The following is a 14,849-nucleotide window of genomic DNA, read 5'->3' on the forward strand; positions in this document are numbered from 1 at the left end:
CGATGCGGTGAAGGAGGCGTTCAAGGCCTTTGTCGAGAACGTGCCGTTCTACGGTTTTGCGGTGATGTGCACCGATCACCCCGAAGTGCAGGCTCTGGTCGGACGCATCGAGGACCGTCGCATCATCACCTATGGCGAGAATCCGCAGGCCGACGCACGGCTGGTCGATCTCGAACACAAGGGCGGCATGTCACGGTTCTCGGTGGTGTTCCGCGGGCGCGGCACGCAGACCGATCATGTGATCGAGGGCCTGACATTGCCGATGCCGGGACGTCACAACGCGCTCAACGCGACCGCGGCCATCGCGGTGGCGCATGAATTGCTGGTGCCCGACGATCAGATCCGCAAGGCGATAGCCGGCTTTGGCGGTGTGAAAAGGCGCTTCACGCGGACCGGCGAATGGAACGGCGTGACCATCATCGACGATTATGGCCACCATCCGGTGGAGATCAAAGCGGTGCTGCGCGCGGCACGCGAATCCGCGGAAGGCCGCGTTATCGCTGTGGTTCAGCCGCATCGTTACACGCGCCTGAAGGAATTGTTCGAGCAGTTCTGCACTTGCTTCAACGATGCGGATGCCGTGATCGTCGCCGAAGTCTATTCGGCGGGCGAGACGCCCATCCCGGAGATCGATCGCGATCACTTGGTGATGGGGATGCGTGCGCGCGGTCATCGCAATGTCTCTGCGCTGGAAAATTCCGAAGGTCTCGCCTCGATGATCCGCGGTATCGCAAAGCCCGGAGACATGGTGGTGTGCCTTGGCGCAGGCAACATCACGCAATGGGCCTATGCCCTGCCGGGCGAGTTGCAGGCGCTTGGCTGAGAATACAAGCTGGCGCATGACTTTCCCCGACATTACAGCCGATCTGAAATCCTCCATGCCGGAATTGCGCGGGCGGCTGCTCGCCAATCAGCCGCTTGCCGAACTCACCTGGTTTCGCGTCGGCGGCCCGGCGCAGGTGCTGTTCATGCCGGAAGACGAGGCAGACCTCGCTTACTTTCTGAGAAACCTCGCGGCAGACATGCCGGTGGTCGTCATTGGTCTCGGCTCGAATCTGATCATTCGCGACGGCGGCGTACCTGGTGTCGTGATCCGGCTTGGCCGCGGCTTCAACGAGGTGAAGATCGAAGGCAACCGGATCCGGGCCGGTACCGCGGTGCCGGATGTGAAAGTCGCGCGTGCGGCACAGGATGCGGGCCTCTGGGGCTTTGCTTTTTATCGCGGTATTCCGGGTGGTATCGGGGGCGCGCTGCGGATGAATGGCGGCGCCTATGGCCGCGAAACCAAAGATGCGCTCGTGGAAGCGCGCGGCGTCGATCGCTCAGGCACCATCCGCGTCTACAGCAATGCCGACATGCTCTACACCTATCGGCATTGCGGCGCGCCCGAGGACGTGATTTTCACCCAAGCCTTGTTTGAAGGCCAGCCCGGCGATCAGGCAACCATCGCCGCTGAGATGGACAAGATCACCGAGTCGCGGGAGGCGACGCAGCCGATCAAGAGCCGCACCGGCGGCTCGACCTTCAAGAATCCGCCGGGACAGAAGGCTTGGCAATTGATCGACGCCGCGGGTTGCCGCGGGCTCGTGGTGGGAGACGCGCAGGTGTCCGAGTTGCATTGCAACTTCCTGATCAACCGCGGCCAGGCGACGGCCAAAGACATAGAGACTTTGGGAGAAACGGTGAGGGAGCGCGTCAAAGCGAATTCGGGCGTGATGCTGGACTGGGAAATCAAGCGCATCGGAGTGACGCTGTGAACAAGTTGCCGATCATCGTTGTGGGCGGCGGGCTCGGCGGCGCCATGGCCGCGCTGGCGCTCGGCAAAAAGGGTTTCGATGTTCTCCTGCTGGAGGAGGGAGAGGAATTCGGCGTCATCGGCTACGGCATTCAGCTCGGTCCCAATGTATTTTGGATGCTCGATCGGCTCGGGGTGAGCGAAGCGGTGCTGGCCAAGGCGCTGCGGCCGAAGTCCCTCGTCATGTACGACTGGATCGACGGCGGCGTGATCACGCGCATCCCGACCGGCGACTCGTTTGTTCGACGCTTCAAGAAGCCTTATGTGGTCATTCACCGCGTCGATCTGCACGGCGTGTTGCTCGATGCCTGTCGCGCGCTGCCCAATGTGCAGATGATCGCGAAGACCGAGGTCAAGTCGTTTGAGGATCTCGGCGACCGCGTGCGGGTCGATATCGCGGACGGCCGCAAGTACGAGGGCGCTGCGTTGATCGGCGCCGATGGCATCCGCTCGACGATCCGCCAGCAGATGACCAACGAGGGGCCGCCGCGCAGCCTCGGTTATGTCGCGCATCGCACCATCGTGCCGATGAGCGAGGTGAATTTCGACGTCGACACCGACAACGTTGTGATGTGGTCGGGTGACGGCTTCCATATCGTGCATTATCCGCTGCGCGAGCACAGCCTGTTCAATGTCGTGACCGTGTTCAAGACGCTCGACATGGCGCCGACCGATACCGACAGCCCGCATCCCGACCTCGCCCGCGTCTATCGCGACTCGCATCCCACGATGAAGAAACTCTGGGGCATGATGGACCTGTCGCGGCGCGGCTGGGTCTCGCACGATCGCGATCCAATCCGTCACTGGAGCCGCGGCCGCGTCACGCTGCTGGGCGACGCCGCGCATCCGACGCTGCAGAGCCTCGCGCAGGGCGCCTGCATGGCGATCGAGGATGCGGTGTGTCTGGCCGAATTACTGCACGACACCTCGGGCGACCGTGTCGATCAGTCGTTCAGGCAATACGTGAATGCCCGCTATCTGCGGACGGCGCGTGTGCAGTATGAATCCCGCTATTTGTGGGACAATTATTATCATCTCGGCGGCATCGAACGCGAAGTCATGCGCGATACCTGGGAGAAGAAAACCGAGGAGCAGGTGTTCGACTGCATTGCCTGGCTCTATGACGGATTCAAGCTGCCGCAACGGGCATGATGCCTGCGCTGCGAGGGCGGACTTTTGGATAGCAACATGCCGGAGGGCATGAGAAGCGAGGCTGCATGACCAAACACGTCGCGGTCCTGATGGGTGGCTGGTCGGCTGAGCGCGAAGTCTCGCTGCGATCAGGCAACGCCTGTGCCGATGCAGCGGAACGCGCCGGCTACAAGGTGACGCGAGTCGATGTTGGCCGCGACATCGCGCAAGTGCTGACTGCGCTCAAGCCGGATTGCGCACTCAATCTTCTGCACGGCACGCCCGGCGAGGACGGTACCATCCAGGGCCTGCTTGAAGTCATCGGCGTTCCCTACAGCCATTCCGGAGTGATGGCATCGTCGGTCGCGATGCAGAAGGACGTCGCCAAGACCCTGCTGAAGGCGGCCGGCGTTCCGGTGCCCGGCGGTATGGTCGCGAATCGGCTTGAAGCGGCGAAGCGGCACCTTCTGCCGCCGCCTTATGTCATCAAGCCGGTCGCGGAAGGCTCCAGCGTCGGCGTCTTCATCGTCCGCGAGGATCACGCGCATCCGCCGCAGGAGCTCAATCGCCCGGACTGGAAGCACGGCGACAATGTGCTGGTGGAGCCGTTCATCGCCGGCAAGGAACTCACTTGCGCAGTGGTGGCGGACAAGCCGACCGGCGTCATCGAGATCATCGCCAATACGAAGTTCTACGATTACGAAGCCAAGTATGCGCCGGGGGGCTCGACGCATCTGTTGCCCGCGCCAGTGTCTGAGGAAGTCACCGAAGCCTGCCGCAGGTTGGCCTTGCAGGCGCACAAGGCGCTCGGCTGCCGAGGCGTCTCGCGCGCCGACTTCCGCTATGACGACAGCCTGCCCGGCATCACGGGCCTGGCCTGTCTTGAAGTGAACACCCAGCCCGGCATGACGCAGACCTCGCTCGTGCCCGAACTCGCCGCGCATGCCGGTATGAGCTTCGAGGCGCTCGTCGCCTGGATGATCGAGGACGCGTCGCTCAACCGGTAAGGGCCGGTCCGAAGGCTCGCCGCAGCGAGTTCGCGACCGGCAGGCGGAAGCTGAGCGGGATGCTGTCTCGGCAAATAAATCCCTAACGCCATCCGTTAAACTTTTACCAAAAGTTTACCAAACGCGCCGAAGACTGACGCCGACAGGCGCGTCGCGCTCTAGGCTGCCTTCGTGGGGCGCTGCTGTGCGACGCGGGCGAAATTAACGCCGCGACAGCGGCGAGAGACGGAGGTCTTCGGGTGTGTTCGGGACGGCGGCATCGCGGCTTGGCGGCGGCTCCGCTTGCGGTCGTCAGCGCGCGCGGACAGCGGGCTTGAGGGGGTGACCATGCCTGATCAAGCATGCCGACCCGGATCCGCGCCGACACGGCCGCGCGCGAATCGCACGCCGCGGGCCATCGCCCGGATCGAACGCGCACTTCCGCGCGGTGCGGGCACCGTTGCGGTTTTCGCCTTCATGCTGGCGAGCGTCGCCTACGGCATCGCCAAGGGCGGGCATGCCGAGGTCGTCGGCACGCAGCTTGCCGAAATTCGCGACGCAGCCGCCAACAGCGTCGGCTTTGGCATCACCTCGATTGCGCTGACCGGTGAAACCCAGCTCACCCGCGAGGAAATTCTGAACATCGCTGGCGTATCAGGCCGCGCCTCCCTCCTGTTCCTCGACGCCGAGGAGGCGCGCGCGCGGCTGAAGGCCAGCCCGTGGATCGCCGACGCCACCATTCTGAAGCTGTTTCCGGACCGGCTGCATATCTCCATCACCGAGCGGCGTGCTTTTGCGCTGTGGCAGAAGGACGGTCGCGTGCAGGTCGTCTCGCGCGATGGTGTCATGGTGCAGCCCTTCGTGGCGCCCCATGTCGCGCATCTGCCGCTGGTCGTCGGCACGGGCGCGAATGTCAAAGCCGCCGAGTTCCTCTCCGTCATGAACAACTATCCGGCGCTGCGCGACCAGGTGCATGCCTACGTGCGCGTAGCAGATCGCCGATGGAATCTGCGGTTGAAGAACGGCATGGACATCCGGCTCCCGGAAGTCGAGCCGGCGCACGCGATCGAGGCGCTGCTCCAGCTGGATCGGGACAGGAAGATTCTGAGCCGCGATCTGCTCGCCATCGACATGCGCATACCCGATCGGGTGACCGTGCGCCTGTCTGATGAAGCCGCGGCGGCCCGTGCTGAGGCTCTCAAAGACAAGAAGACGAAGCGCAAGGGAGGCGATGCATGACGCCCCTCCAGTTCGGCGTTGCGCCCAAGATGAAGCCGGTGTCTCCGAAGCGCGCTGCGCTCGTCGCCGCACTCGATATCGGCACCAGCAAGATCGTCTGCGTGATCGCCCGGCTCGAACCGGCACGCCAGCACAATGACGTGCTGCGGCGGCGCAGCCATGACATCGAAATTCTCGGCTTCGGACACACCGAGGCGCGCGGCATGAAGGCCGGCAGTGTTGCCGACCTCGAAGCTGCCGACCATGCGATCCGTCAGGCCGTTGAAATCGCCGAACGGTCGGCCGGGGTGCACCTGGAATCGGTTGCAGTCTCGGTCTCCGCCGGCCGGCTGGGCAGCGAGCGCTTCACCGCCTCCGTCGACGTGCCGGGTCCTTCGATTCGCGATGGCGATATCGCGCGATTGCTGCAGGCCGGCAGCCAGCATTCAGCCCGCGAGGGCCGCGTGGTGCTGCATTCGCTACCGCTCGGCTACGCAATCGATGGCGTGCACGGGATCAGGGATCCGCGCGGGATGCTGGCGCGGCGTTTCGGCCTCGACATGCATGTCGTGACCGCCGACATCGCGGCGCCGCGGAACCTGATGCTGGCGATCGAGCGCGGACAACTCGCCGTCGAAGCGATGGTTGCCTCTCCTTATACCGCTGGACTGTCGGTGCTGGCCGATGACGAGGCCGATCTTGGCGCCGCTGTCGTCGACATGGGCGCGGGAACGACGACGATCGCGGTGTTTTCCGGCGGACGCTTCGTCCATGCTGACGGCTTCGCGGTCGGTGGTGGACACGTCACCATGGATCTTGCACGCGGCCTCAATGCGAGGGTCGCAGATGCCGAGCGAATCAAGACGTTCTATGGCACTGTTGTGTCTGGAATGAGCGACGAACGCGATATGATTCCGGTGCCTGCTGTTGGGTCGGATTCGCGGGAGCCGCCGCAGGTCATCTCACGCGCTGCTCTGGTGCCTTTCATCCGGCCGCGCGTTGAAGAGATTCTGGAGATGATTCGCGATCGGCTTTCGGCGTCTCCATTCGCGGCCGAGCCGCAGGGCACCGTGGTTCTGACCGGCGGCGCCAGCCAGCTGGCAGGCTTGCCGGATATCGCGTCGCGCATACTCGGGCGTCAGGTGCGTATTGGGAGGCCCTTGGGCGTGTCCGGTTTGCCGGAAGCTGCCAAAGGACCTGCCTTTGCCGTTGCAGCGGGACTGCTGGTGTATCCGCAGGCCGCGCATCTCGAGCATTTCGAACCGCGGAAAACGCGGCAGGTAATGACAGGCGGCTATTTCGCGAAGGTCGGCAGGTGGCTGAGGGAAAGCTTCTGATGACCCGTTTGCACATTCTCCGGGACGGCCGGCGGCGGACCGGTCCTTGCGGGGAGGTTATCCACGCCCGCGTATGGAAGAGGCAGCCATGACAGTGAATCTCACAGCTCCGGATATCCGAGAACTGAAGCCAAGGATTACCGTATTCGGAGTCGGCGGGGCCGGCGGCAATGCGGTCAACAACATGATCGCGGCGGGCCTCCAGGGCGTCGAATTCGTCGTCGCCAACACCGACGCGCAGGCCCTGTCCTCCTCGAGGGCGCCGCGAAAAATCCAGATGGGTGTCCAGGTCACCGAAGGGCTTGGCGCAGGATCGCAGCCTGAGGTTGGCAAGGCCGCGGCCGAAGAGGTCATCGACGAGATCCGCGATCACCTGAATGGCGCGCATATGGTGTTCGTCACCGCGGGCATGGGCGGCGGCACCGGAACCGGAGCGGCACCGGTGGTGGCCAAGGTTGCGCGCGACATGGGCATCCTGACGGTCGGCGTGGTCACCAAGCCATTCCAGTTCGAAGGCGACCGGCGCATGCGCTATGCCGAGGGTGGCATCGCCGAATTGCAGAAGAACGTCGACACGTTGCTGATCATCCCGAACCAGAATCTGTTCCGGGTTGCCAACGAGAAGACCACCTTCGCCGATGCCTTCGCCATGGCGGACCGGGTGCTCTATTCCGGCGTCGCCTGCGTCACCGATCTGATGGTCAAGGAAGGCCTGATCAATCTCGACTTCGCCGATGTCCGCGCCGTGATGCGTGAGATGGGCAAGGCGATGATGGGAACCGGCGAGGCGTCCGGCGAGAAGCGCGCGATCACCGCCGCGGAGGCCGCGATCGCCAATCCGCTGATCGACGACAACACGATGAAGGGCGCCAAGGGCCTCTTGATCTCGATCACCGGCGGCAAGGACCTGACGCTGTACGAAGTCGACGAGGCGGCGACGCGTATCCGCGAAGAGGTAGACAAGGACGCCAACATCATCGTCGGTGCGACCTTCGATGACAGCCTGGAAGGCATCATCCGGGTTGCCGTGGTGGCGACCGGTGTGGATCGCCCGGCCGCGGCCGCCAAGCCTCCGGTCGAGGCTGCGAAGCGCTCCTCTTACGAAATCCCGCGGCCGCTGGAACGCCAGAAGCCGGCGGCTGCCGCAACGCCGGTCCATGCACCACAGCCCGCCCCGGCGCAGGCTCCCGCTCATGTCGCCTCGATCGATGCCGCGGCGACCGCGGCCGTAGCGGCCGCTCTCGAGCAGGAGATGGGTCACGACATGGACTATCATCCGGCGGAGGGCACGGCGATCGACGATGTCACGATCCGGCCGACCCCGCCGAAGCCGTCGCTGTTCGTCGAGCCGGCCGCGCCGGCTCCCGCGCCGCAGCCGGAAACCTTCGGCAACTTCATCCCGCCGCATCCGGAGCGCGTGCCGCAACGTCCGCGCATGCCGCGAATCGATGAGCTGCCGCCCCAGGCGCAGCGTGAGATTCAGGCTCACCGCGGCGAACTGGTTGCGCCGGAACCGGAAAAGCAGCGCATGTCGCTGCTCAAGCGGCTGGCGTCAGCGGGTCTTGGGTTGAAGACTGAGCAAGACGAGCCGCCGGCGCAGCAGGATCCCCGGATGATGGCGCCTCCGGTGCCGCCGCGCATGCCGCAGCGCCCTGCACCACGGCCGGCAGAGGGACGCGATCCGGTGTCGGACTATGCACGGCGTCCGCCGCATGCTCCGCAAGGACTCGACATGCATGGCCGGACCGCGCCTGTGAATAATCCGCCCGAGGACGATCAACTTGAAATACCGGCTTTCCTCCGCCGCCAGGCCAATTAAGCCGCGGCGAGGATGATGGTGATCCGAAAAAGCCCCGGTGCGAACCGGGGCTTTTTTGTTAACGGGACGTGAGCAAGATCGTAAGTTGTTGATGCGACAAAGCGTTTTTTGCGTTGCGAGAGGGGCATGCCACACCTGTTGTAAAGCTGCAACGGTTTGGCGGAAAATGAGGCGGAGCGCGGACACGATTGCGGCCGGATCAAGGTAACAAAAGGTAAAAAAGCGTGACTTTGGCGGTTGGCGACCTGGGGCTAAGCTTTGAATGCGACGAAGGTTTTCGTTCTGAGAGATTCGGGCAGGGGGGATAGTCCTCCAAAGACTACCTGCCAGGACGGTTCGGGGCAAAACTCTGTCGATTGGGGTCACTTCGGGGGATTGCGCTGCACAACCATCGTGCGGCGTTCAGCCGAAAAACGGACGGAAACGAGCGTATGAGAGCCGCAAGGCAGACCACGCTGCGTGATCAAGTTTCGGTTTCCGGAATTGGGGTTCATTCCGGACTGCCGGTCAATCTCACAATCAATCCGGCCGACGCAGATTCCGGCATCGTCTTTAGCCGGATCGATCCGGACGGCGGCGAGCGCGAGGTGCGCGCTGATTTCCGTTCCGTAACCGCGACCGAACTTGCAACGGTCCTCGGCGATGAATCGGGCGTTCTCTGCTCGACTGCCGAACACATCCTCGCCGCGCTGCGCGGTCTTGGCGTCGACAACGCGTTTGTGGAAATCGATGGCCCGGAAGTGCCGATCATGGATGGCAGCGCGGCTCCGTTCGTCGCCGCCATCGACCAGGTTGGCATCCGGACCCTGTCGGAAGCGCGCCGCTACATCAAGGTCCTGAAGCCGGTGAGCGTGGCGAAGGGCGATTCGTTTGGCGAGTTGCGCCCCGCTGACAGCGGTTTCCATCTGGATATCGAGATCAATTTCGACTCCGCGCTGATCGGGCGTCAGTCGATCGTGCTGGATCTGACGGCCGACACGTTCCGTCGTGAATTGTCGCGGGCCCGCACCTTCGGCTTCATGAAGGACGTGTCCGCGCTGTGGAGCGCTGGCAAGGCACTGGGCGCATCGTTCGAAAACACGCTTGTCCTCAGCGACAACCGCATCCTCAACAACGAAGGCCTGCGCTACCCGGACGAATTCGTCCGGCACAAGGCGCTGGATGCCGTCGGCGATCTGGCGCTCGCGGGCGCTCCGCTCATCGGTGCCTATCGTTCGGTCCGTGGCGGTCATCGGCTCAACCATGCCGTGCTGGTTGCCCTGATGTCCGATCCGTCGGCCTATACCATCGTGGAAGCCGGCGAAGCGCGCCGCGTCCGCGGTCACGCCGAGGCACCGGGACTGGTGGCTCCGGTTTATGGTCCGGATGTCTCCTGACGGGACATCCGTTCCGCGTTCGGGCGAAGGCGGGCGGAGGCCGTTTAACCCTCGCCTTAATCCCGGCCCAATATCGTAAGAAATCCTGCAGGGTCGACTTGGGGGATAACCGCTTTTCCGGCTAGGAAGGGCGCGGATGGGGTCGTTGAGATCCTGATCCCCCCGGCAAGGATCGTGCGAGCGGGTATGACAGCGAGTAAAGGCATTGTCGCGAGGCTGCTGCCGGCCGCAGGGCTGACAGCGGGGGCTGTAGCGCGATTGCTGACGCTGCTTTTCGTCGGATTCGCGCTCGCCGCCTGCGCGACGGAAAAGGAACTCACGATCCCCGACGAGCCCGCCGACAAGCTCTACAATGAAGGCTTGTATCTCCTTCAGCAAAAGAAGGACTACAAGGAAGCGGCGAAGAAGTTCGAAGAGGTCGACCGCCAGCATCCCTATTCGGACTGGGCGCGCAAGGCTCTGTTGATGCAGGCCTATGCCTATTACGAAGCCAAGGAATACGACGACTCGATCACCGCCGCGAAACGCTATGTGGCGATGCATCCCGGCAGTCCGGATGCGGCCTATGCGCAATTTCTGATCGGCTCGTCCTATTACGAGGTGATCCCCGATGTGACACGCGACCAGGCGCGCACCGAACAGGCGATGCGTGAGCTGGAGCAGGTCATCCGTCGCTATCCGGACACCGAATACGCGGCGAGCGCGAAGAAGAAGCTCGACGTCGCGCGCGACCAGCTCGCCGGCAAGGAAATGATGATTGGCCGCTACTATCTGAACAAGAAGGATTTCTCCGGCGCCATCAACCGCTTCAAGCTGGTGGTGACGCAATATCAGACCACCCGGCATGTCGAGGAAGCGCTGATGCGGTTGACCGAAGCCTATATGGCGCTCGGCATCGTCCAGGAAGCGCAGACGGCGGCCGCCGTGCTTGGCCACAACTTCCCTGACAGCCCCTGGTACCAGAACGCCTATCGGCTCGTTCAAAGCGGCGGTCTGCAGCCCTCGGAGAACAAGGCCTCCTGGATCAGCAAGCTGTTCCAGCCAAAGCCCGCGGGCGAGGTTCGGATCGGAACGCCGGTCGTGCGATGACCCGCCGGTCGCGGCGCGGTCGTTTCCGCGCGCGCCGAATCGATTATCGTCGCGGCCGGCGGCGCCCGCTCGTGCTAGATTGCTTTGCGACCTCTTCGCGCGCGGCGAATGCGCCGACGCAGACCCCACGAGCCTTGAAGTCTTCTCATGTTGGTCCGTCTGTCCATCCGCGACATTGTCCTGATCGATAAGCTTGATCTCGAGTTCGCCGAGGGGCTCGCAGTCCTCACCGGCGAGACCGGTGCCGGCAAGTCGATCCTGCTCGATGCCTTCGCGCTTGCGCTTGGGGCGCGCGGTGACGCAGGTCTTGTGCGGCAGGGTGCCGAGCAGGGCCAGGTCACCGCAGTCTTTGACGTTCCAGCGAAGCATCCGGCGCGCGCGCTCCTTGAAGCGCATGGCGTCGAAGCCGACGAGGACCTGATCCTGCGCCGTGTGCAAAGCCTCGACGGCAAGACACGCGCCTTCGTCAACGATCAGCCGGTCTCGGTACAGGTGTTGCGAAATCTTGGCGCTGCGCTCGTCGAAATTCACGGGCAACACGACGACCGTGCCCTGGTGGATGCGGCCACGCACCGTGCGCTCCTTGACGCCTATGCCGGGCTCGAGGCTGCTGCCGCCGATGTCGCGCGGCGATGGGAGGCGCGTCGCACCGCGGCCGACGCTGTCGAAGCGCACCGGATCGAAGTCGAGCGTGCGCAGCGCGAGGCCGATTATCTGCGCCATTCCGTCGCCGAGCTGGGCAAGCTGCGGCCGGAGGCCGGAGAGGAAAAGACTCTTGCTGAACGCCGCGCGGCGATGATGCAGGCCGAGAAGATCGCAAGCGACCTGCGCGATGCCTACGAGGCGGTGGCCGGCAATTCCTCGCCGGTGCCGGGCTTTGCCTCGGCGATCCGACGGCTGGAGCGGCGGAGCGCGCAGGCGCCGGAACTGACGGACCCGGCCGTCAAAGCGCTCGACGCGGCTCTCGCTGCAATCGAGGAAGCGCGCGCACATCTGGAAGCCGCGTTGCGGACCGCGAATTATGACCCGGCCGAACTGGAACGGATCGAGGAGCGGCTGTTTTCGCTGCGCGCCGCCGCGCGCAAGTTCAACACGCCGGTCGATGATCTCGCAGCGCTCGCGGACCGCTACGCCAACGCTCTTGCGTTGATCGATGCGGGGGCCGACAAGCTTGGCGTCCTGGAAAAAGAAGCGACCGAGGCCGACGCGCAATTCCGTACCGCGGCCGCTGCTCTGTCGGAGGCCCGCAAAAAGGCGGCCGCGAAACTCGACAAGGCGGTGAACACCGAGATCAAGCCGCTGAAGCTCGATCGCGCCGTGTTCTCAACCTCGTTGGTGAGCGACAGCAATGCCCCCGGTCCCCACGGTTTCGATCGCGTCGAATTCTGGGTGCAAACCAATCCGGGAACACGACCGGGCCCGTTGATGAAGGTGGCCTCCGGCGGCGAGCTTGCGCGGTTCCTGCTCGCCTTGAAGGTCGTGCTGGCTGACAAGGGGTCGGCGCCGACACTCGTCTTTGACGAGATCGACACCGGCGTCGGCGGTGCGGTGGCTGACGCCATCGGTATGCGGCTCGCAAAGCTCGCCGCGCGCGTGCAGACGATCGCAGTCACCCACGCGCCGCAGGTCGCTGCGCGCGCCAATCGCCACTACGTGATCGCCAAGGGATCGCTCGACAAGGGCAAGCGGGTCGCGACAAGAGTCAGCGAAGTTGCCGCGGAACGCCGGCGCGAGGAAATTGCGCGCATGCTGGCCGGCGCGGAAATCACCGATGAAGCCCGCGCCGCTGCGGAACGGCTGATCAAGGCAGCGGGATAAATCATTCCGGGCGGCGCGAAGCGCCGGACTGACCCGGCAGAACAATGATCACCGGACCATGGCCAAGCGCGCATATCCCTTCACGCCGACGGATCAACTGACCGAGGAACAGGCCGCTGCCGAACTCGCACGGCTCGCCAAGCTGATCGCCGAGCACGACAAGCGCTATTATCAGCAGGACGCGCCGACAATCTCGGATGCGGAATACGATGCGCTGCGCCAGCGCAACAACGATATTGAAGCACGGTTCCCGGAGCTGATCCGGAAGGACTCGCCCTCGCAGCGTGTCGGCGCCGCGCCGACCGGGCGCTTCAAGAAGGTGCGGCATGCGGTGCCGATGCTGTCGCTCGACAATGCCTTCAGCGATCAGGATGTCGCCGATTTCGTTGACCGCGTGGTGCGGTTCCTGAAGCTCAATGAACCGCCGGTCTTCACTGCCGAACCGAAGATCGACGGGCTGTCACTGTCGCTCCGCTACGAGGCGGGGAAGCTCGTCACCGGCGCCACCCGAGGCGACGGCGCCGAGGGCGAGGATGTGACCGCGAATGTCAAAACGCTGCATGATATTCCGCACGCGCTGAAAGGGCGAAACGTCCCGGACGTCGTCGAAATTCGCGGCGAAGTCTACATGACACATGACGACTTCATCGCGCTCAACAAGCGGCAGGCGGAAGCCGACGAGCCGGTTTACGCCAATCCGCGCAATTCGGCCGCGGGGTCGTTGCGCCAGAAGGACCCGGCAATCACCGCCTCGCGCAAGCTGAAATTCTTCGCGTATGCGTGGGGCGAGATGAGCGCGATGCCTGCGGATACGCAGGCCGGCATGGTCGAATGGATCGAGGCGCGCGGCTTTTCGATCAATCCGCTGTTCAAGCTGTGCCATTCGGTGGATGCGATGCTCGCGTTTTATCGCGACATCGAGCAAAGGCGCGCAGCGCTCGGCTACGACATCGACGGCGTGGTCTACAAGCTCAACCGGCTCGACTGGCAGCAGCGTCTCGGCTTTGTGTCGCGCTCACCGCGGTGGGCGATTGCGCACAAATTCCCTGCGGAGAAGGCAACAACGGTTGTCAACGATATCGACATCCAGGTCGGCCGCACCGGCGCGTTGACTCCCGTCGCAAAGCTCGAGCCGGTCACCGTGGGCGGTGTGGTTGTCCAGAACGCGACGCTGCACAACGAGGATTACATCAAGGGCATCGGCAACGACGGAAATCCGATCCGCGGCGGCACCGATATCCGGATCGGTGATACCGTGATCATCCAGCGCGCGGGCGACGTGATCCCGCAGGTCGTGGATGTGGTGCTGGAGAAGCGCCCGAAGAGCGCCAGGCCCTACGAGTTTCCGAAGACCTGCCCGGTCTGCGGCAGCCACGCGGTCCGCGAAGAAGGCGAGGCGGTGCGCCGCTGCACCGGCGGACTGATCTGTCCGGCCCAGCAGGTCGAGCGGCTGCGGCATTTCGTGTCACGCGATGCATTCGACATCGAGGGGTTGGGCGAAAAGCAGGTCCAGGCCTTCTACAATGACGGTCTGGTGATGGAGCCGGCGGATATCTTCACGTTGGCCGAACGCGACAAGAGAGCCACCAAAAAGCTTGCCGATCGCGAAGGTCTCGGCGAGACGTCGGTGCGCAATCTGTTCGCCGCGATCGAGGAGCGGCGCAAGATCCCGCTCAACAAGCTGATCTATGCGCTCGGCATCCGGCATATCGGCGAGACCAACGCGCGGCTGATCGCGCGCCATTACGGCGATGTCGACGCCTTCCTCGAAGGGATGACCGCGGCCGGGGCGGGGCCCGATAGTGAGGCCTATCGGGAGCTGACCAATATCGGCGGCATCGGCGAGGTCGTGGCCGACGCCATCGTCGAGTTCTTCAAGGAGAAGAAGAACCGCGAGGCGCTCGATCGTCTGCTTGAGCAGATCGAGGTCGAGCCGATGGAGAAGGTCAAGTCGGACTCGCCCGTTGCAGGCAAGACGGTGGTATTCACCGGCTCGCTCGAAAAGATGACGCGCAACGAAGCAAAGGCGCAGGCGGAGCGGCTCGGCGCCAAGGTGGCGGGCTCGGTCTCGAAGAAGACCGACTATGTCGTTGCGGGTCCTGGTGCCGGTTCGAAACTCGCCGAGGCGCAGAAGCATGGCGTCACGGTGTTGAGCGAAGACGAGTGGCTGGCCATGGTCGGCGGCTGACCGATTTTAAGGCACGGCCGGGACAGGGGGCACCCGTGGCTGTTGCGAAGCGGCGTTCGCCAGTCCGGGAGATAAGCAAAAACCGCATGGCT

11 protein-coding genes are annotated in these 14,849 nt (G+C 64.0%); all 11 read left to right on the forward strand.

Annotated elements, in window-relative coordinates:
* Positions 1-823: UDP-N-acetylmuramate--L-alanine ligase (locus tag VN004_RS02000; protein ID WP_325606519.1), on the forward strand; the 823-nt coding region annotated here is incomplete at its 5' end.
* A 16-nt stretch (positions 824-839) separates the two neighbouring features.
* Positions 840-1,757, forward strand: a complete 918-nt coding sequence (gene murB / locus VN004_RS02005) for a UDP-N-acetylmuramate dehydrogenase (RefSeq protein WP_325606521.1) — start codon at positions 840-842, stop codon at positions 1,755-1,757.
* Positions 1,754-2,947 carry an FAD-dependent monooxygenase gene (locus tag VN004_RS02010; RefSeq protein ID WP_325606522.1) on the forward strand — a complete coding sequence of 398 codons (1,194 nt, stop codon included), beginning with the start codon at positions 1,754-1,756 and terminating at the stop codon, positions 2,945-2,947. Before murB ends, VN004_RS02010 begins: the two co-directional genes overlap by 4 nt.
* Before the next feature lie 65 nt (positions 2,948-3,012).
* On the forward strand, positions 3,013-3,933 hold the full coding sequence (locus VN004_RS02015; protein WP_325606524.1) for a D-alanine--D-alanine ligase: 921 nt from the start codon (positions 3,013-3,015) through the stop codon (positions 3,931-3,933).
* 327 nt (positions 3,934-4,260) lie between these two features.
* The gene (locus tag VN004_RS02020; protein WP_325606526.1) at positions 4,261-5,151 is read left to right on the forward strand and encodes a cell division protein FtsQ/DivIB; all 891 of its coding nucleotides are present in this window, start codon (positions 4,261-4,263) and stop codon (positions 5,149-5,151) included.
* Entirely contained in the window at positions 5,148-6,467 is a 1,320-nt protein-coding gene (ftsA, locus tag VN004_RS02025) for a cell division protein FtsA (RefSeq protein WP_325606527.1), read from the forward strand. The genes VN004_RS02020 and ftsA overlap by 4 nt, the downstream gene beginning before the upstream one ends.
* Before the next feature lie 88 nt (positions 6,468-6,555).
* The gene (gene ftsZ / locus VN004_RS02030; protein WP_325606529.1) at positions 6,556-8,286 is read left to right on the forward strand and encodes a cell division protein FtsZ; all 1,731 of its coding nucleotides are present in this window, start codon (positions 6,556-6,558) and stop codon (positions 8,284-8,286) included.
* Positions 8,287-8,717: 431 nt separating this feature from the next.
* A complete protein-coding gene (lpxC, locus tag VN004_RS02035) occupies positions 8,718-9,662 on the forward strand; it encodes a UDP-3-O-acyl-N-acetylglucosamine deacetylase (RefSeq protein ID WP_325606530.1) in 945 nt (314 codons plus the stop codon).
* A gap of 186 nt (positions 9,663-9,848) precedes the next feature.
* Positions 9,849-10,751 (forward strand): outer membrane protein assembly factor BamD, encoded by a 903-nt coding sequence (locus tag VN004_RS02040; RefSeq protein ID WP_325606532.1) that lies wholly within the window; start codon positions 9,849-9,851, stop codon positions 10,749-10,751.
* Between the two features lie 147 nt (positions 10,752-10,898).
* A complete protein-coding gene (gene recN / locus VN004_RS02045; RefSeq protein ID WP_325606534.1) occupies positions 10,899-12,569 on the forward strand; it encodes a DNA repair protein RecN in 1,671 nt (556 codons plus the stop codon).
* Between the two features lie 58 nt (positions 12,570-12,627).
* Positions 12,628-14,757, forward strand: coding sequence for an NAD-dependent DNA ligase LigA (ligA, locus tag VN004_RS02050; protein ID WP_325606535.1), 2,130 nt, complete (start codon positions 12,628-12,630; stop codon positions 14,755-14,757).
* Positions 14,758-14,849: the final 92 nt, after the last annotated feature.

The sequence above is a fragment of the Pseudorhodoplanes sp. genome, from assembly GCF_035565855.1.
Taxonomy (GTDB): Bacteria; Pseudomonadota; Alphaproteobacteria; order Rhizobiales; family Xanthobacteraceae; genus Pseudorhodoplanes.

Coding starts and splice junctions, on each gene's coding strand:
- murB (WP_325606521.1), top strand. CDS start 840: ATGACTTTCCCCGACATTACAGCCGATCTGAAATCCTCCATGCCGGAA.
- ligA (WP_325606535.1), top strand. CDS start 12,628: ATGGCCAAGCGCGCATATCCCTTCACGCCGACGGATCAACTGACCGAG.
- ftsZ (WP_325606529.1), top strand. CDS start 6,556: ATGACAGTGAATCTCACAGCTCCGGATATCCGAGAACTGAAGCCAAGG.
- lpxC (WP_325606530.1), top strand. CDS start 8,718: ATGAGAGCCGCAAGGCAGACCACGCTGCGTGATCAAGTTTCGGTTTCC.
- VN004_RS02040 (WP_325606532.1), top strand. CDS start 9,849: ATGACAGCGAGTAAAGGCATTGTCGCGAGGCTGCTGCCGGCCGCAGGG.
- VN004_RS02015 (WP_325606524.1), top strand. CDS start 3,013: ATGACCAAACACGTCGCGGTCCTGATGGGTGGCTGGTCGGCTGAGCGC.
- VN004_RS02020 (WP_325606526.1), top strand. CDS start 4,261: ATGCCTGATCAAGCATGCCGACCCGGATCCGCGCCGACACGGCCGCGC.
- recN (WP_325606534.1), top strand. CDS start 10,899: ATGTTGGTCCGTCTGTCCATCCGCGACATTGTCCTGATCGATAAGCTT.
- ftsA (WP_325606527.1), top strand. CDS start 5,148: ATGACGCCCCTCCAGTTCGGCGTTGCGCCCAAGATGAAGCCGGTGTCT.